This is a genomic window from Streptomyces sp. NPDC001492 (assembly GCF_053597275.1).
Window position 1 is genome coordinate 94,670 of the sequence record NZ_JBSFHW010000033.1, and the last position, 16,612, is coordinate 111,281.

Sequence of the window (16,612 nt, forward strand, 5' to 3'; positions counted from 1 at the left end):
GAACTGCGCCTTGCAGCCGCCCCGAGCGGGGTCATGGGGGTCCCCCCGCTCGAGCGAAGCCGAGGTGGGGGAGAGTGACGACAACGCCGCTGGGGCCCCCACGCCCTTAAGGCAGTGGGGGAGTGCGTGCCAGACTCTGCGACGCCGAGCCGATCCAAACGACAGGGCCTAGCGCTCCAGGCGCCCGTTGAACCTCCGGGGCAGCCCCAGCGGGTTGTCGTCCCGCAGCTCCGGCGGAAGGATCGCCTCCGGTGCCGTCTGGTACGTCACCGGCCGCATCCACCGCTCGATGGCCGTGCCGCCGACCGACGTCGACGTGGACGTGGTCGCCGGGTACGGGCCGCCGTGGTGCTGGGCGGGGGCCACCGCGACACCCGTCGGCCAGCCGTTCACCAGCACCCGGCCCGCGAGCGGCGTCAGTTCGGCCAGCAGCTCCGCGCCGCGGCCCTCCCCGGCCGCCTCCTCCGCCGACAGATGAACCGTCGCCGTGAGATTGCCCGGCAGTCGCGACAGCACCCCCTGCACCTGGGCCTCGTCCTCGTAGCGGGCCACCACGGTGACCGGCCCGAAGCACTCCTCCAGGAGCAGGTCGTACTGGCCTTCCTCGGCCAGCTTGTCCGCCGAGACCGTCAGGAACCCGGCGCTCACCGTGTGCTCGCCGCCCGCGCCCGGCGTCACCGGGGACTCGACCTCGGGAAGCTGCGCCCGCTCGGCGACCCCGGCGATGAAGTTGTCGCGCATCCGGTGGTCCAGCAGGACTCCGGCGTCCGTGTCGCTGACCGCGTCCGTCAGGGACTTGACCAGGCGGTCGCCCGCCGCGCCGCTCGGCGCGAGCACCAGGCCCGGCTTCACGCAGAACTGGCCGACGCCCAGCGTCATCGACCCGGCGAGGCCCGCGCCGATGGCCTCGGCGCGCTCGGCGGCCGCGGCCTCGGTGACGACGACCGGGTTCAGGGAACCCAGCTCGCCGTGGAAGGGGATCGGGGTCGGCCGTGCGGCGGCGGCGTCGAAGAGGGCTCGGCCACCCCGTACCGAACCGGTGAAGCCGGCCGCGGAGACGAGGGGGTGCTTGACCAGCTCCACGCCGGCCTCGAAACCGTGGACCAGGCCGACGACGCCCTCGGGGATGCCGTGCGCGGCGGCCGCCCGGCGCAGCACCTTGGCGACCAGCTCGGACAGGGCCGGGTGGTCGGGGTGCGCCTTGACGACGACCGGGCAGCCCGCGCCGAGCGCGCTGGCGGTGTCGCCGCCGGCGACCGAGAAGGCGAAGGGGAAGTTGGAGGCCGAGTAGACGGCGACGACACCCAGCGGCACCTTGTAGCGGCGCAGGTCCGGGATGGGCGGGGTCGCGGTGTCGTCGGGGTGGTTGATGATCACGTCGAGGAAGGCGCCCTCGTCGACGATGTCCGCGAAGGCCCGCAACTGATAGCAGGTGCGGGCGAGTTCGCCGGTGAGCCGGACCGGGCCGAGCGCGGTCTCGGCGTCGGCGGTCTCGACGAGCCCGTCCTTCGCCGCCTCGAGCTGCTCGGCGGCGGTGCGCAGGAAGGCCGAGCGGACCGCTCGGTCGGCGAGGGCGCCGCGCGCGGCGTGCGCGGCGCGGACGGCGGCGTCCACCTCCTGGGCTGTGGCCTCCACCGCAACCTGTTCACGCTGCTTCCCGGTACGGGGGTCGACACTCCAGACTGGTGCTGCTGCCACCGCGGGTCCCTCCACGTATGTCTTGCGGTATGTCCTGCTTGTATTGCCGCAGTATCTGGGTCATCCACCAGGGTCGTTCGATATACTGAACGCTGTCTCTGATGATGAATATGCTGTTGGAGACTATTTCCCGTCGAACGAAGGGGTCAAGGGCGATGTCGGTAGCCGAGACAGGCGGCGGGGCACAGGTCAAGTCCGCGGTGCGGACGGTTGAGCTGCTCGAATACTTCGCCGGCCGGCCCGGTATGCACTCCCTCGCATCGGTCCAGGAGGCCGTCGGATATCCCAAGTCCAGTCTCTACATGCTGCTGCGCACGCTGGTGGAGCTGGGCTGGGTGGAGACGGACGCGACGGGCACGCGCTACGGCATCGGGGTGCGGGCGCTGCTGGTCGGCACCTCGTACATCGACGGCGACGAGGTGGTGGCCGCGGCCCGGCCGACCCTGGACCGGCTGTCGGACGACACCACGGAGACCATTCACCTGGCCCGCCTGGACGGCACGAACGTGGTGTACCTGGCCACCCGGCAGTCGCAGCACTATCTGCGCCCGTTCACGCGGGTGGGGCGCCGGCTGCCCGCGCACTCCACCTCGCTGGGCAAGGCGCTGCTGAGCACGTACACCGACGAGCAGGTCCGCAAGATGCTCCCGGAGACCCTGCCGGCGCTGACCGAGAACACCATCACCGACCGGGAGAAGCTCATCGAGGAGCTGCACCAGGTGCGGGAGCAGGGCTTCGCCGTGGACCGCGAGGAGAACACGCTGGGGCTGCGCTGCTTCGGAGTCGCCATTCCCTACCGCACTCCGGCCCGCGACGCGATCAGCTGCTCGGTGCCGGTGGCGCGGCTCACCCCGGCCCACGAACAGATGGTCAAGGACGCCCTGTTCGACGCGCGCGACCGGCTGACCCTGGCGACCCGCAGGCTCTGACTCCTAGGCTTCGGCGTCATGGACGTCGAACTCCGTGAAGTGCACGACAGTGATCTGCCGGTCTTCTTCCGGCAGATGAACGACCCCGAGGCCCTGCACATGGCCGCGTTCACCCCGAAGGACCCGGCCGACCGGGACGCCTTCGACGCCCACTGGAAACGGATCCGGGCCTCCGAGGACGTTCTGCGCACGGTCCTGGTCGACGGTGACGTGGTGGGCAGTGCCGCGGTGTACGGCGAGCCGGGCGAGCGCGAGGTCACCTACTGGATCGACCGCGCGTACTGGGGCCGGGGCATCGCCACGGCCGCGCTGCGGGAGCTGGTGACCCAGGTGCCCGAGCGTCCGCTGTACGCCCGTGCGGCCGCCGACAACACCGGCTCCCTGCGGGTCCTGGGCAAGTGCGGATTCCGGGTGACCGCCCGGGCCTCCGGGTTCGCCAACGCGCGCGGCGAGGAGATCGACGAGTTCGTGCTCGCGCTGGACGCCTGACACCGCCGTATGAACGTCCGATGAGAAACACGGACGCACGGGAACGATCGGCCCCCTTCTGATCGTCTTCCGAGTGGGATGAACAAGACGATCAGGCGGGCCTCCGTCTTCTCACTGCTGCTCGTGATCGCTCTGCTGGTCAGGGCGACCTGGGTGCAGTTCTACGACGGCAAGGCCCTCGCGGACGACAAGGACAACCGGCGCAACGCGATCCAGACGTACGCGGAGCCGCTCGGGAACATCATCGTGGCCGGCAATGCGATCACCGGTTCCGCGGTGACGAAGCACAGCGACCTCAAGTACAAACGCACGTACAAGGACGGCAAGCTGTACGCGGCGGTGACGGGCTACGCCTCGCAGGCCTATGCGCCGACCCAGCTGGAGGGCATCTACCGGGACCTCCTGGACGGGACGGACAACCGCCTCAAGACCGTGATGGACACCATCACCGGCAAGCGGGCCGACCCGGGCAACGTGGTCACGACCATCGACCCGGACGTGCAGAAGGCGGCGTACGACGCGCTCGGCGGCAAGAAGGGCGGGGCCGTCGCGATCGATCCGAAGACCGGCAGGATCCTGGCGGTGGTGTCGACTCCGTCGTTCGACCCGTCGACGCTGACGGACGCCAACACCGCGGGCGCGGCCTGGACGAAGCTCAACGACGACTCCGACAAGCCCCTGACCAACCGCGCGCTGCGCCAGCCGCTGCCGCCGGGCTCGACGTTCAAACTGGTCGTGGCGGCCGCGGCGTTGGAGGACGGGCTGTACTCGTCGGTGGACGAGAACACGAAGAGCCCGGACCCGTACACGCTCCCGGGCACCACCCGCGACCTGTCCAACGAGAACCCGAACGCTCCCTGTGAGAACGCCTCGATACGCACGGCGCTGCAGTACTCCTGCAACAACGTCTTCGCGAAGATGGCCGTCAACCTGGGCCAGGAGAAGGTGAGGGCGATGGCCGAGAAGTTCGGCTTCAACGACACGGAGCAGGACGTGCCGGTGCGGGCCTACACCAGCGTCTACCCCTCCGACATGGACCGGTCCTCCACGGCCCTGACGGGCATCGGCCAGTACGACGTGACCGCGACCCCGCTCCAGATGGCGATGGTGTCCGCCGCCATAGCCAACGGCGGCAAGCTGGTCTCGCCGCACATGGTCTCGCAGATCACCGACAGCGGCGGTGATGTGCTGAAGAACTACGACGACAGCACGAGCACCAAGGAGATCGTCAGCTCCGCGACCGCCGGGCAACTGCAGTCGGCGATGCAGACGGTGGTGGAGAAGGGCACCGGCACGAACGCCCAGATCTCGGGCGCCACCGTGGGCGGCAAGACCGGCACGGCCCAGCACGGCGAGAACAACAGCAAGACGCCGTACGCCTGGTTCACGTCCTTCGGCAAGGAGGGCGGCAAGGAGGTCGCCGTGGCGGTGGTCGTCGAGCAGTCGAACGCGGCCCGCTCGGAGGTCAGCGGCAACGGGCTGGCCGCCCCCGTGGCCAAGGCCGTGATGGAGGCGGCACTGAAGAACTGAGGCCCGGTTCGTTCCTACTTCACGCCCAGGATCTGCTCCACGGGGTCGATGGCGAAGTACACCAGGAACAGCGCGGACACCCCCCACAGCAGCCAGTGCACCTCCTTCGCCTTCCCCAGCACCGCCTTGATGACGACGTAGGCCACGAACCCCGCCCCGATACCGTCGGTGATCGAGTAGGTGAACGGCATCGCGGCGATGGTCAGGAACGCCGGGATCGCGATCTCGTACTTGTCCCAGTCGATGTGCTTGACATGCGTCATCATCAGGAACCCGACCGCGATCAGCGCGGGCGCGGCCGCCTGCAGCGGCACGATGGTCAGCAACGGCGTCAGGAACAGCGCGAGCCCGAACAACCCACCGGTGATCAGGTTCGCGAAGCCGGTGCGCGCCCCCTCGCCCACACCCGCCGCCGACTCGATGTAAGCGGTGTTGGAGGAGGCGGAGCCCAGGCCGCCGGCCACCGCCGCCGCGCCGTCGATGAACAGCACGCGGCCGATCCCCGGCACCTGCCCCTGCTCGTCGAGCAGTCCGGCCTCCGCGCTGATGCCGACGATGGTGCCCATGGCGTCGAAGAAGTCCGACAGGATCAGGGTGAAGACCAGCAGGACGGCGGTGAGGATCCCGGCCTTCGCGAAGCCGCCGAACAGGCTGAAGTGACCGATGAGTCCGAAGTCCGGGGTGGAGACGATCTTGTCGGGCACATGCGGGGTGGTCAGACCCCAGCTCTTGATGTCGGCCACCGCGTCGATGATGATCGCGACGATCGTCATGGTCACGATGCTGATCAGGATCGCGCCCTTCACCTTGCGTGCGAGCAGCGCGATGGTGAGCAGCACGCCGAGACAGAAGACGAGGACGGGCCAGCCGGTCAGCCGGCCCACGGCCCCCAACTGCACGGGCACGGTGGTCTGCGCCGCGTCCGGGATACGGCTGACGAACCCGGCGTCCACGAAGCCGATGAAGGCGATGAACAGGCCGATGCCGACGCCGATCGCCTGCTTGAGCTGCTGCGGAATGGCATCCATGATCGCTTTCCGCAGCCCGGTCACGACCAGGACGCAGATCAGGATGCCTTCCAGGACCACGAGCCCCATCGCGTCGGACCAGCTCATCAGCGGGGCGAGCTGGAAGGCGACGACGGCGTTGAGGCCGAGGCCCGCGGCGATGGCGAGCGGGAGGTTGCCGCCGACGCCCATGATGATCGTCATCACACAGGCCACCAGGGCGGTGGCGGTGACGAGTTGGCCGGTGTCGAGGCTGTGGCCGAACTTGTCCTTCGCGCTGCCGAGGATGATGGGATTCAGGACAAGGATGTAGGCCATCGTGAAGAACGTGGCGAAGCCGCCGCGTATCTCCCGGCCGAAGCTGGATCCCCGCTCGGAGATCCTGAAGAACCGGTCGACGCCGTTCGCCGCTGGTGGTGCGGCAGTTTGCCGGTCGGCCGTCTTCCTGGTGTCGGACATGGCGGGTGCTCCTAGGTGCCTGATTGATCAGTGTGCGGATGCTGGCTGGATTGTTCCCGCGATGAACCCGTTTCAGGTTTTCTCCGTGTTACGGAATCGGTCGGCCCGCCAGACTTTGTTCGAAGCCCCGTACGAGCCGCGTGTTCATCACTGCTACGCTTCCGGATCTCGTCCGGGCCTCCTCCGGATGATCACATGCCTCACATGTCATCTACATGCCACACGCAGAGAGGTCGCCCGTGGGCACGGTCGTCGACGATGCAGCCTCCGTGGAGTTTCACGCCTTCTTCGAGCGGCACTACGCCGAACTGTCCCGGTTCGCCCATCTGTTGACCGGCGAGGCGGACGCCGCCGACGATCTGGCCGCCGACGCACTGCTCGCCCTGTGGCACCGCTGGGACCGGGTGCGCGCCGCGGACCACCCGGCCGCCTACGCCCGCGGGGTCGTCGCCAACCTGGCCCGCACCCGGATCCGCAGCGCCGTGCGCGAGCGCCGGCGGATCTCGCTGTTCTGGTCACAGCGCGAGGAGAAGACCGAGAATCCCGACATAGCAGGCGTTGTCGACGTCCAGGAGGCGCTGCGCAGGCTGCCGTTCAGAAAACGGGCGTGTGTGGTGCTCCGGCACGCGTTCGACCTGTCGGAGAAGGACACCGCTCTCGCTCTGGGTGTTTCCGTGGGTACGGTTAAGTCCCAGACGTCCAAGGGGATGGCCGAACTGCAGAAGATCCTCGGCTCCCGGGGCGTACCGCAGAAGGTGCACGCGACGATGGCGCGCGGCCGCGAGAGTGGAGGAACGGACCGATGAGGCAGCAGGACGTGCACGACGAGCTGCGCGCCCGGCTGCACGAGACGGCCGAGGCGCACCAGCCGGACCGGGCCAGGATCCTGGCCCGGATCGAGCGGGGCATGAGCGGGCACAGCCGCCCCGACCACCGGGCGACCCGTCCGCCGGTGTGGGGCTGGGCCCGGGTGGTGAGTGCGACGGCCGCGGTCGCGGGCATGCTCGCGGTCGGCGGTTACGCGGTGGCGTCCGCGGTGAAGGACGACACTCCCCCGCAGCGGCAGACGGTCTCGGTTTCCCCGACGCCCACGCCGTCCCCCGATGCGACGAGCCGGGCGCCCGTCCCGCCGGTCGGCCGGACGCCCAGTGGCCCTCCGCAGTCCCACAGGTCGAGCGGCAAACCCGCGACGAAGCCCTCCGCCTCCGCGGGGGCGCCCGCCTCCGGCCGGAGCGACGGGCCGCTGTGGTCGGACGGCTCGATGGACACGCACAGCAACGACTTCTGGGCGCAGAGCAACATCACACTCAGGACGAGCCGGCAACTCACCGCTCTGACCGTGCAGTTGAAAGTCGCCCAGACCGGCGGGGTCACCAACACGGGCGCCTGGCGCTCACTGCCGGAACAGTACTTCGACCTCACGGTCGGCGAGCAGAACGGCTTCCTCGTCTACACCTGGACGCTCAAGGCGGGCTTCACGGTCCCCAAGGGCGAGTGGGTGTTCGCCGGACAGTACAACCATGCGCGCGGCGGCCGGGACGCGAAGGACGACAGCTACGCCATCACGGCCACGGCGGGCGGCGCGCAGCATGCGGTGGGCGGCGACTTCGCGGCGCGCACCGGCGACAAGGGCGACTCGTAAAAAATCTTGAAACCGGCGGCAACCCTTTCCTCGTCTGCGGCAACCAGGAAACGCAAGTCCTCCTCCTCCCGTACGGCTGAGTGAAACTTCAAGCATGACAGGACCTCGACCTTGAGCTCGCACAAGAAGCACCTCACCCGCCGCCGGGTGCTCGGGGCCTCCGCGCTCGGCGTCGCCGCCACCGGCGCCGCCGTGGCGGGAGGCGCGGGTCTGCTGTCGTCCGCGTCCGCCGCGGCCTTCGGCTACCGGGACGACGGCAGGAACTACGTCGTCGACACCGGCTCCTCCCTCGTCTTCAAGGTCTCCAAGACGACCGGCGACCTCACGTCCCTCGTCTACAGGGGCAAGGAGTACGAGGGCTACGGCGGCAAGCACTCGCACGTCGAGTCGGGGCTCGGGGCCTCCACCGTCACGATCAAGCAGTCGGGCCCGACGATCCTGATCAAGGTCGTGCACGGCCCGATCACCCAGTGGTACGCGGCCCGCAGCGGCCAGAACAACGTCTACCTGTGGACGGACAAGAAGGACGCTTCCTTCACCGCGACCCGCTACATCCTCCGTCTCAGGCCGGGGATGTTCCCCAACACGGGCTCGGACGCCTGGAACTCGACCACGGACAAGATCATCGAGGCCGGTGACGTCTGGCGGCATCCGGACGGCACGACCCACTCCAAGCACTACTCGGGCAAGCGCACCATCGACTACGACTACGTCGGCTTCACCACCGGCTCGGTCGGCCTCTGGATGGTCCGCTCCCACCACGAGAAGGCCTCCGGCGGTCCCTTCTACCGCTCGCTGCTGCGGCACTCGAACGACGGCGGGGCGGCCCTGTACGAGATCCTGCACTACAACGAGGCCCAGACGGAGGCGGAACGTTTCGGTCTGCAGGGTCCGTACGTCATCGCCCTCACCGACGGCGGCGCCCCCGCCTCCTCGCTCTTCCAGGCGAACCTGGACACCTCCTGGGTGGACGGGCTCGGCATCACCGGCTGGGTCGGCAGGGCGGGCCGCGGCAAGGTGGCGGGCGTCGGCCTGAAGGGCATGGACGCCACGTACCCCTACACCGTGGGCTTCGCGAACGCGGACGCGCAGTACTGGGCGAAGGCCGCGGCCGGCACCGGCGCCTTCTCCTGCAAGGGGATGCTGCCGGGGACGTACACGCTGACCGTCCACAAGGGCGAACTCGCCGTGCACACCGAGTCGGTGAAGGTGACGGCGGGCGGTACGACGTCCCTGCACACCCTGAACATCACCGGGGACCCGTCCGCCGCCTCCGCCGTCTGGCGGCTGGGCGACTGGGACGGCACGCCCGGCGAGTTCAAGAACGCCAGGCTGATGACGTACGCGCATCCCTCCGACGCCCGCGCGGCGAAGTGGACCGGCAACGTCGCCATCGGCAGCGGCGACGAGGCCGCGTCCTTCCCCGCCTACATCTGGAAGGACGTCAACAACGGCGTCCTGGTCTACTTCAAGCTGACCAAGGCGCAGGCCGCGGCGGCGCACACACTGCGGCTCGGGGTGACGGACGCGTTCGCCGGCGGACGGCCGCGGGTGACCGTCAACGACTGGGTCTCGGCCATCCCCACGGCACCCGCACAGCCCTCGACACGCTCCCTCACCACAGGGTCGTACCGCGGAAACAACCACACCTTCACTTTCAACGTCCCTAGTAGTGCGTGGAAGACGGACACCTCGCAGTACAACGTCCTGAAGATCGACGTCGTGAGCGGCTCGGGCGGCAGTGCCTTCCTGAGCGCGGGCACGTCGTTCGACTGCCTGGACCTGCTGACCTGAGCCCCCCTCGGTCAGCAGCCGCCGACAGAGCCCCCCTCGTCGGCGACGAGAACGCCCCGCCGGTGACGACCGGCGGGGCGTTTCTGTCGTCCTGCCCGGACCGGGGCCGCGTTCAGTCCATGGTCGACCCGACGGTGGTGGACCCCGTGGTGAGGAAGGTGGTCGCCGGGAGCGATCCATCGGACCTCCGGGAGCCGTACGCGGGCGACGCGTCGGTCGACCTGAAGCCCGGCGTGCTCACCCCGGCGTCCCAGTTGTTCGCGGCGGAGACCGTCCTCGGCCCCAGCTGGGCCGGCCCGCCCTCGTCGCTCACCGCGAGGTTCCGCGCCAACCGGGCCCTACCGGTGGCGAAGGAGAACCCCGCCCGGGCGTTCGCGTACGCGGTGTTGCGGTTCAGCGCGATCGCCCCGGTGTTGGAGTTCTCGGTGAACCCGTTGAGCGCGTTGTCCCAGGCCGCGTTGTTGTTGACGACGTGCGCGACGGCGACTCCCCCGCCGCCCAGTTCGAACCCGTTGCCGTTGCCCTCGAAGGCGGAGTCGTGCCAGCGGTTCCTGCCGTTGCCGTACGACCAGGAGTGCTCGATGGTGACCGGCGAGGAGAACTGCCAGAGGTCGAGGCCGTCGTCGGAGTTGTCGTGGAGGCGGGCCCCGGTGACCCTGTTGCCGGTGCCGGAGCCGAACTTGATGGCGATGCCGTCGGCGTTCTGGCCGTGCCCGGCGGCGTCGTAGTTGCCGTAACTGTCCAGGTTCTGTACGAGGTTGCCGACGGTGTTGTCGCCGCGCAGCGTGAACCCGGAGTCGCCGTTGTCCGCCGTGACCAGGTTCTTGAAGATGCCCCCGGTGGACGAGGTGACGACGAGGCCCTGGGCCGGGGAGTGCTGGAAGGTGAGGTTCCGGACGGTCCAGTAGCTGCCGTAGATCCCGGTGAGCCAGGACCCGGCGGGCAGCTTGGAGCCGTCGATCCTCACCTTCTCACTGCCGTACGGCTGCAGTGTGATGCGGTGCGAACTGCTGCCGCCGGCGGTGGACTTGAGGGTGGCCGTCGGGTAGTACGTGCCGCCGCGCACCTGGATGACGGTGCCCGCCGCAGCGCTCTTCACGGCCGACTCCAGCTGGGCCGTGGTGGAGACGGTGACCGTCGTCGTGGCGGCCTGGGCGCCGCCGCCCGAGAGGCCCAGGCAGACGCCGCCGGCCCCGGCGGACAGGGACACCGCCGCGGCGATCGAGAGGGTACGTGTCCTGCGGTGGCGTCCGGTGCCGAGTCGCACGGGGCGTTCCTTTCCTGGGGAGTGGGAACGAAACGGGGCCGGAGGAGCCCTCCCCGGCCGTTTCTGATACCCAGTCGCCGCCGTGACCGGAAGAGGTTGCCGCACCTCGGGCGAAGGACCGACCGTGTTCAAGTCCAACACCGAGAACTAGCTACGAAGGCCCCCGTCACGGCACGGTGCTGCCGGTGACGGGGGCCGAGTACGAGCGGCCGCTCAGGACGTATGGCTGAGCGGGACGGCCGGGACGGGTCAGGACACGAAGTACGTCGGGTTCGGGAGCTTGTACGTGCGGTCGGCGTAGCCGCCGTCCAGGTCCGAGTACTGGTCGCCGAAGTTGGCGACGATCTCGTAGCCGAGGTCGTCCTCGATGTGCTTGCGGGTGCCGGACTTGTACTGCACGGTCGTGCAGGTCCAGGTGCCCGGCGTGGCGCAGGCGCTCAGATAGGCCGGCGGGTTCGCCTTGTCCTTGAGGAACATGTGGTCGGCGTCGAGGTTCACATCGGCGCCGATCTTCTTCAGGTTCGCGACGGCGGCGGTGCGCTGCGCCTCGCTCAGACCCGAGTTGTAGAAGACCTCGACGCCCTTGGACTCGGCGTACTGGACCAGCTCCGCGCTGCCGAAGACGCCCGGGCGGTCGGCCTTGTTCACGTAGTCGGCCCACGTGGTCGGGTTGAACGTGTAGTTGTAGCGCTTCTCGTAGTCGAGGCTGAGCAGCAGCGTGTCGTCGATGTCGAAGACGACCGCGGGCTTCTCGCCGTGGTGGTGCGCCTTTCGGGCGGCCTGGTCTATGTACCTCCGGGCGGCCGAGTCGATCCGCGCGAGGTCCTGGGCGTACGGGCTGTCCGGGGACGCCTGGTACACGCCGCCCGCGTCGGCAGCCGTGCCGTAGTAGGTGTCGATGTCCTTCACCAGGAGACCGATGTTGTACGGCTCATGGGTGGAGTTGGCCGTGGACTGGCCGGCCGTGGCCGCACCGGCGCCGTAGAGGGCGCCGCCGGCGAGGGCACACGCTGCGGCGATCGCCGCGATACGCAGTGGCTTATGCATGACAGGTTTCTACGCGCGTCACCCCGGCGGGCGCGAGACCCGTTGCCTGATCGATATCTCCTCCACAGGCAAAAAACGGGTCAAGCGCTCTGGACGGGAGGGTTCCGGATCGGCACCGCTCAGTTCATCGTCGCCCCGCCGGGCCCGCGACACGCAGGACCGGCGAGTCGGTGGTCGTCATCAGGTGCTCACCTCTTGCGGTGGGGCCCAGGTGGCGCCGAGTTCGGAGTAGAGGACGAGGGTGTCGGCGGCGGCCGCGACGAGTCCGTCGATGCCGGGCACGACCCTGCGGCCCTCGTCGGGGATCAGATGCCAGGCCGCGGCGGGCAGCGGGGCCGGATCGGGTGCCTGCCGAATCGCTTCGACGACCCTCATGAAGGCGCCCGTCGCGTCGGGCGGGACCAGGAGGTCGGCGCCGTCGGTGAGGTGGTCGACCAGGTTCTCCAGCAGATCGGTGCGGCCGTACTCGTACTCCTCGGGGCCGTGGCCGGCGCGCTGGAGCAGGACGCGGTCCTGCTTGTACCAGTAGGTGATCCGGCCGCGGGTGCCGTGCACGACGACATACGGCTCGTCGTCCCGCTCGGCGCACAGGGTCGCGGCGACGGTGACCTTGCGGCCCGGTGCGGTGGTGACGCGGACGCAGGAGGTGTCGTCGGACTCGATGTCGTTGGCGCGCAGCAGTTCGAGTTCGATGCAGGTGACGTCCTCGGCGCGTGTGGTGCCGTTGACGGCGAGCGCGGTGGCCACGGCGTGCGCGAGGGGGTTGGTGAGCACGCCGTCGATGACGTCGACGCCGTTCAGGCGCCGTTTGCCCGCCCAGGGCGCCCGCCGGTAGTAGGCCTCGGGGCGCACCCAGGCGCCGGCCCCGCCGACGCCGACGAGTTCACCGACGGTGCCCTCGGCGATCATCCCCAGGATCGCCGGTACGGCGTGCGAGCCCAGCGACTGGAAGCCGATCTGGCAGACCACGCCCGCCTCGGCGACCCCGTCCGCCATCCGCCGGAACTCGGCGTACGACGGCGCGGGCGGCTTCTCCAGCAGCAGGTGCACGCCCTTGCGTGCGGCCGTGAGCGCCAGGTCGGTGTGGGTGGGGATCGGTGTGCAGATCACGGCGATCCGGGCGCCGGTGGAGTCGAGGAGCGCGCCGAAGTCGGCGGACTGCTCGGGCGCGCCGAGGCCGTCCGGGATCTCGTCGGCGGTCAGCGGGGTCAGCTCGCAGATGCCTGCCAGCCGTACGATCCCCTTGTCCTGGAGCCGGCGGATGTTGTCCAGGTGCCAGCGGCCGTGGCCGCGCGCGCCTGCGAGGACGATGGGTACGGCGATACTCATGGGGTTCATTTGACACCTCCGAACAGCGAAGCGCCCGCAGGGCGATGCGGCGCCCTGCCCCTGAAGGGGCACCTTCAGCCGGCGTAAGGGTCTGGGACCTTGCCCGGGCCGGACAGGAACGTGAAGTCGCAGCCGGTGTCCGCCTGGGTGATCTGGTCGTTGTAGAGCGCGCCGTAGCCGCGCTCGTAGCGGGTGGGCGGGGGTGTCCAGGCCGCCTTGCGTCGCGCCAGTTCCTCGTCGTCCACGTGGAGATGGAGGGTGCGCGCCTCGACGTCGAGGGTGATGAGGTCGCCGGTGCGGACAAGGGCGAGCGGGCCGCCGATGTACGACTCGGGCGCGACGTGCAGTGCGCAGGCGCCGTAACTCGTGCCGCTCATCCGGGCGTCGGAGATGCGGACCATGTCCCGTACGCCCTGCTTGAGCAGGTGGTCCGGGATCGGCAGCATGCCGTACTCGGGCATGCCGGGGCCGCCCTTGGGTCCGGCGCCCCGCAGCACCAGAACGCTGTCGGCCGTGATGTTCAACTCCGGGTCGTTGATGGTGCGTTGCATGCTCCTGTAGTCGTCGAAGACGACCGCGGGACCGGTGTGCTCGAGCAGGTGCGGCTCCGCGGTGATGTGCTTGATGACGGCGCCGTCGGGGCAGAGGTTGCCGCGCAGGACGGCGACTCCGCCCTCGGCGGCGACGGGGTTGTGGCGGGTGCGGATGACGTCGTCGTCGTGGACGACGGCACCCTCGATCTGCCCGCCCAGGGTGCCACTGACGGTCGGCCGGTCCAGGTGGAGCAGGTCGGTGATCCGCGAGAGGAAGGCGGGCAGGCCGCCGGCGAAGTGGAAGTCCTCCATGAGGTGCGTCTGTCCGCCGGGACGGACGTTGGCCAGCACCGGCACGGTGCGGGCGATGCGGTCGAAGTCGTCGAGGGTGAGCGGCACTTGGGAGCGGCCCGCCATCGCGATCAGATGGATGACCGCGTTGGTGGAGCCGCCGAGCCCGAGCACCGTGGTGACGGCGTCCTCGAAGGCCTCGCGGGTGAGGATCCCGGACGGCTTGAGCCCCGTCCAGGCGAGGTCCACGGCGCGCCGCCCGGAGGCGGCCGCCATCCGCTCGTGCCCGGAGTCGACGGCCGGGATCGAGGAGGCGCCCGCCAGGGTCATGCCGAGGGCTTCCGCGGCCGCGGTCATCGTGGACGCGGTCCCCATGGTCATGCAGTGACCGGGCGAACGCGCCAACCCGCCCTGCAGCTCCCGCAGTTCGCAGTCCGTCAGGTTGCCCGCGCGGTGCTCGTCCCAGTACTTCCACATGTCGGTGCCGGACCCGAGGGTCTCGCCGCGCCAGTGCCCGGGCAGCATCGGCCCGGCGGGTACGAAGATCGACGGCACGTCGGCCGAGGCGGCGCCCATGAGCAGCGCGGGTGTCGACTTGTCGCAGCCGCCGAGCAGCACGGCCGCGTCGACCGGGTACGACCGCAGCAGCTCCTCCGTCTCCATCGCGAGCAGGTTGCGGTAGAGCATCGGGGTGGGCTTCTGGTACGTCTCCGAGAGTGTGGCGACGGGGAACTCGAGCGGGAAGCCGCCGGCCTGCCACACGCCCCGCTTGACCGCCTCGGCGCGCTCGCGCAGATGGACGTGGCAGGGGTTGATGTCGGACCAGGTGTTGAGGACGGCGATCACCGGGCGGCCCCGGTACTCCTCCGCCTCGTAACCGAGCTGGCGCATACGGGCGTTGTGCGACCAGGTGCGCAGCCGGCCCTCGGTGCCGTACCACTGGTGGCTTCTGAGTTCCTCGGGACGCATTCTGTCGGTCATGTCGACCATCCGGCGGCCATGGCGGCGACCTCGGCGCGCTCGTCCTCGGAAAGGGTGCTGCTCGGCGGGCGGACGTCGCGGCGGCACAGACCGAGGGAGGCGAGGGCCTCCTTGACGACGGTGACGTTGTTGGCGGAGCCGTTCGCGGCCCGCAGTTCCTCGAAGCGGCGGATCCGCTCCCAGACCTTCATGGCGGCCGGGTAGTCGCCGGATCGAAGCGCTTCGATCATGTTCAGCGAGACGGACGGGGCGACGTTCACGAGTCCGGAGGTGAAGCCGGTGGCGCCCGCGGAGAAGTACGAGGGCGCGTAGGGCTCGGCGAGGCCGGCGACCCAGACGAAGCGGTCGAGCCCCGCGTCCCGCGCGAAGGCGGCGAACCTGGCTGCGTCCGGGACGGCGTACTTGACGCCGATGACGTTCGGACAGGCGTCGGCGAGTTCGGCGAGGCGGGTGCCGGTCAGCTGGGCGTTGCGGATGTAGGGGACGACGCCCAGCTCGGGGACGGCCTCGGCGATGGCGCGGTGGTAGTCGACCCAGCCGCCCTGGGAGACGTACGGGTGGACGGGCTGATGGACCATCACCATCTGGGCGCCGTGCTCACGGGCGTGCCGGGCGGAGGCGACGGCGGTGGGCACGTCGTGGCCGACGCCGACGAGGATCGCGGCGCGGTCGCCGGTCTCCTCGATGGCCGACTCGGTGACGAGACAGCGCTCTTCGGGAGAGAGCGCATAGAACTCGCCGGTGTTTCCGTTGGGGGTGAGGATGCGGATCCCGCCTTCGAGCAGCCGACGCAACAGGGCCCGGTGGGCGTCCTGGTCGACGGTGCCGTCCTCGGCGAACGGAGTCACCGGGATCGCCACCACGTCGGCCAGGGCCGCCCGTTGGGTCTCGAACGTCACGCTGCTCATGTGGTGCCTTCCTGGTTCGCCGCCTGGTCCGTGACCCGGTCGGTCGCCTGGGGGAACGCTCGCTCGACGAAGGACGCGATATGGGCGTGCAGGGCGCGGGCCGCGCCGTCGGCGTCGCCCGCCAGGGCGAGCCGCAGGATCTCCCGGTGCTCGCCGGCCTCCCGCTCCCAGGAGGGCGAGGCCGCCCAGGCCACCGCGGAGACGAGGGCCGCCTGGTCGCGGACCTCGTCGAGCATGCGGCCGAGCAGCGGGTTGCCGCAGGGCAGGTACAGGGCGCGGTGGAACTCCCGGTTGGCGAGGGACCGTTCGGCGGTGTCGGTGGCGTCGTCGGCCCGGGTCAGCGCGGTGCGTGCGGCGTCGAGGGAGGCTCCTCGCCGTACCGCCCGCCTGAGCGCCTCGGGCTCCAGCAGCAGCCGCACGTCGTAGACCTCGCGTGCCATGTCCGCGTCCACCCTGCGCACCGTGACGCCCTTGTACTGGCTCATCACGACGAGTCCGGTGCCCGCCAGGGTCTTCAGCGCCTCGCGCACCGGGGTCTTGGACACCCCGAACTGTGCGGCGAGCTCGGTCTCGACCAGAGCCTGGCCCGGCGTCAACTGCCCGGTGAGGATGCGGTGTTTGATCGCGTCCAGCACGTACTGCGTGCGGGACGGGATCGGCGTGGGCACAGAGGTCATGCGCGCCTCTCGGAAGTCACGTATCAGATCC

14 protein-coding genes are annotated in these 16,612 nt (G+C 69.9%); 6 read left to right on the forward strand and 8 right to left on the reverse strand.

Annotation, left to right across the window (positions count from 1 at the left end; translation table 11 throughout):
• Nucleotides 1-168 precede the first annotated feature (168 nt).
• On the reverse strand, nt 169-1,698 hold the full coding sequence (locus ACWC1K_RS34220; RefSeq protein ID WP_450836813.1) for an aldehyde dehydrogenase (NADP(+)): 1,530 nt from the start codon (nt 1,696-1,698) through the stop codon (nt 169-171).
• A 155-nt stretch (nt 1,699-1,853) separates the two neighbouring features.
• Between ACWC1K_RS34220 and ACWC1K_RS34225 the strand changes: the two genes are divergently transcribed.
• The 3 genes from ACWC1K_RS34225 to ACWC1K_RS34235 all read left to right on the forward strand — a co-directional run bounded on the left by ACWC1K_RS34225 (nt 1,854) and on the right by ACWC1K_RS34235 (nt 4,646).
• Nucleotides 1,854-2,627: an IclR family transcriptional regulator domain-containing protein gene (locus ACWC1K_RS34225; protein ID WP_115908899.1), complete on the forward strand. Its 774-nt coding sequence runs from the start codon at nt 1,854-1,856 to the stop codon at nt 2,625-2,627.
• An 18-nt stretch (nt 2,628-2,645) separates the two neighbouring features.
• Entirely contained in the window at nt 2,646-3,116 is a 471-nt protein-coding gene (locus ACWC1K_RS34230) for a GNAT family N-acetyltransferase (protein ID WP_450836814.1), read from the forward strand.
• Between the two features lie 78 nt (nt 3,117-3,194).
• Nucleotides 3,195-4,646: a peptidoglycan D,D-transpeptidase FtsI family protein gene (locus ACWC1K_RS34235; protein WP_450836815.1), complete on the forward strand. Its 1,452-nt coding sequence runs from the start codon at nt 3,195-3,197 to the stop codon at nt 4,644-4,646.
• Nucleotides 4,647-4,660: 14 nt separating this feature from the next.
• On the opposite strand, the gene ACWC1K_RS34240 is transcribed toward ACWC1K_RS34235, so the two are convergent.
• Nucleotides 4,661-6,112, reverse strand: coding sequence for an NCS2 family permease (locus tag ACWC1K_RS34240; protein ID WP_450836816.1), 1,452 nt, complete (start codon nt 6,110-6,112; stop codon nt 4,661-4,663).
• A gap of 239 nt (nt 6,113-6,351) precedes the next feature.
• Between ACWC1K_RS34240 and ACWC1K_RS34245 the strand changes: the two genes are divergently transcribed.
• The 3 genes from ACWC1K_RS34245 (at nt 6,352) to ACWC1K_RS34255 (ending at nt 9,548) form a co-directional block, all read left to right on the forward strand.
• A complete protein-coding gene (locus ACWC1K_RS34245) occupies nt 6,352-6,918 on the forward strand; it encodes a SigE family RNA polymerase sigma factor (protein ID WP_450836833.1) in 567 nt (188 codons plus the stop codon).
• Complete coding sequence (locus tag ACWC1K_RS34250; protein WP_450836817.1) at nt 6,915-7,754, forward strand: hypothetical protein; 840 nt, start codon at nt 6,915-6,917, stop codon at nt 7,752-7,754. The genes ACWC1K_RS34245 and ACWC1K_RS34250 overlap by 4 nt, the downstream gene beginning before the upstream one ends.
• Nucleotides 7,755-7,865: 111 nt before the next feature.
• The gene (locus ACWC1K_RS34255) at nt 7,866-9,548 is read left to right on the forward strand and encodes a rhamnogalacturonan lyase B N-terminal domain-containing protein (RefSeq protein ID WP_450836818.1); all 1,683 of its coding nucleotides are present in this window, start codon (nt 7,866-7,868) and stop codon (nt 9,546-9,548) included.
• A gap of 112 nt (nt 9,549-9,660) precedes the next feature.
• On the opposite strand, the gene ACWC1K_RS34260 is transcribed toward ACWC1K_RS34255, so the two are convergent.
• From ACWC1K_RS34260 to ACWC1K_RS34285, 6 genes are all read right to left on the reverse strand, one after another.
• Nucleotides 9,661-10,815 (reverse strand): right-handed parallel beta-helix repeat-containing protein, encoded by a 1,155-nt coding sequence (locus ACWC1K_RS34260; protein WP_450836819.1) that lies wholly within the window; start codon nt 10,813-10,815, stop codon nt 9,661-9,663.
• A 249-nt stretch (nt 10,816-11,064) separates the two neighbouring features.
• Nucleotides 11,065-11,862: an HAD family acid phosphatase gene (locus ACWC1K_RS34265; protein ID WP_450836820.1), complete on the reverse strand. Its 798-nt coding sequence runs from the start codon at nt 11,860-11,862 to the stop codon at nt 11,065-11,067.
• A gap of 180 nt (nt 11,863-12,042) precedes the next feature.
• Nucleotides 12,043-13,191, reverse strand: coding sequence for a Gfo/Idh/MocA family protein (locus tag ACWC1K_RS34270; protein WP_450836821.1), 1,149 nt, complete (start codon nt 13,189-13,191; stop codon nt 12,043-12,045).
• A 74-nt stretch (nt 13,192-13,265) separates the two neighbouring features.
• Complete coding sequence (araD, locus tag ACWC1K_RS34275) at nt 13,266-14,996, reverse strand: L-arabinonate dehydratase (protein WP_450836822.1); 1,731 nt, start codon at nt 14,994-14,996, stop codon at nt 13,266-13,268.
• Nucleotides 14,993-15,904 carry a dihydrodipicolinate synthase family protein gene (locus ACWC1K_RS34280; protein WP_450836823.1) on the reverse strand — a complete coding sequence of 304 codons (912 nt, stop codon included), beginning with the start codon at nt 15,902-15,904 and terminating at the stop codon, nt 14,993-14,995. The genes araD and ACWC1K_RS34280 overlap by 4 nt, the downstream gene beginning before the upstream one ends.
• Nucleotides 15,901-16,581: a GntR family transcriptional regulator gene (locus ACWC1K_RS34285; protein ID WP_450836824.1), complete on the reverse strand. Its 681-nt coding sequence runs from the start codon at nt 16,579-16,581 to the stop codon at nt 15,901-15,903. The genes ACWC1K_RS34280 and ACWC1K_RS34285 overlap by 4 nt, the downstream gene beginning before the upstream one ends.
• Between the last annotated feature and the right edge of the window lie 31 nt (nt 16,582-16,612).

What these genes read in the sequence shown, in the direction of transcription:
- ACWC1K_RS34225 (WP_115908899.1), top strand. Translation starts at nt 1,854, where the DNA reads ATGTCGGTAGCCGAGACAGGCGGCGGGGCACAGGTCAAGTCCGCGGTG.
- ACWC1K_RS34230 (WP_450836814.1), top strand. Translation starts at nt 2,646, where the DNA reads ATGGACGTCGAACTCCGTGAAGTGCACGACAGTGATCTGCCGGTCTTC.
- ACWC1K_RS34235 (WP_450836815.1), top strand. Translation starts at nt 3,195, where the DNA reads ATGAACAAGACGATCAGGCGGGCCTCCGTCTTCTCACTGCTGCTCGTG.
- ACWC1K_RS34240 (WP_450836816.1), bottom strand. Translation starts at nt 6,112, where the DNA reads ATGTCCGACACCAGGAAGACGGCCGACCGGCAAACTGCCGCACCACCA.
- ACWC1K_RS34250 (WP_450836817.1), top strand. Translation starts at nt 6,915, where the DNA reads ATGAGGCAGCAGGACGTGCACGACGAGCTGCGCGCCCGGCTGCACGAG.
- ACWC1K_RS34265 (WP_450836820.1), bottom strand. Translation starts at nt 11,862, where the DNA reads ATGCATAAGCCACTGCGTATCGCGGCGATCGCCGCAGCGTGTGCCCTC.
- ACWC1K_RS34270 (WP_450836821.1), bottom strand. Translation starts at nt 13,191, where the DNA reads ATGAGTATCGCCGTACCCATCGTCCTCGCAGGCGCGCGCGGCCACGGC.
- araD (WP_450836822.1), bottom strand. Translation starts at nt 14,996, where the DNA reads ATGACCGACAGAATGCGTCCCGAGGAACTCAGAAGCCACCAGTGGTAC.
- ACWC1K_RS34280 (WP_450836823.1), bottom strand. Translation starts at nt 15,904, where the DNA reads ATGAGCAGCGTGACGTTCGAGACCCAACGGGCGGCCCTGGCCGACGTG.
- ACWC1K_RS34285 (WP_450836824.1), bottom strand. Translation starts at nt 16,581, where the DNA reads ATGACCTCTGTGCCCACGCCGATCCCGTCCCGCACGCAGTACGTGCTG.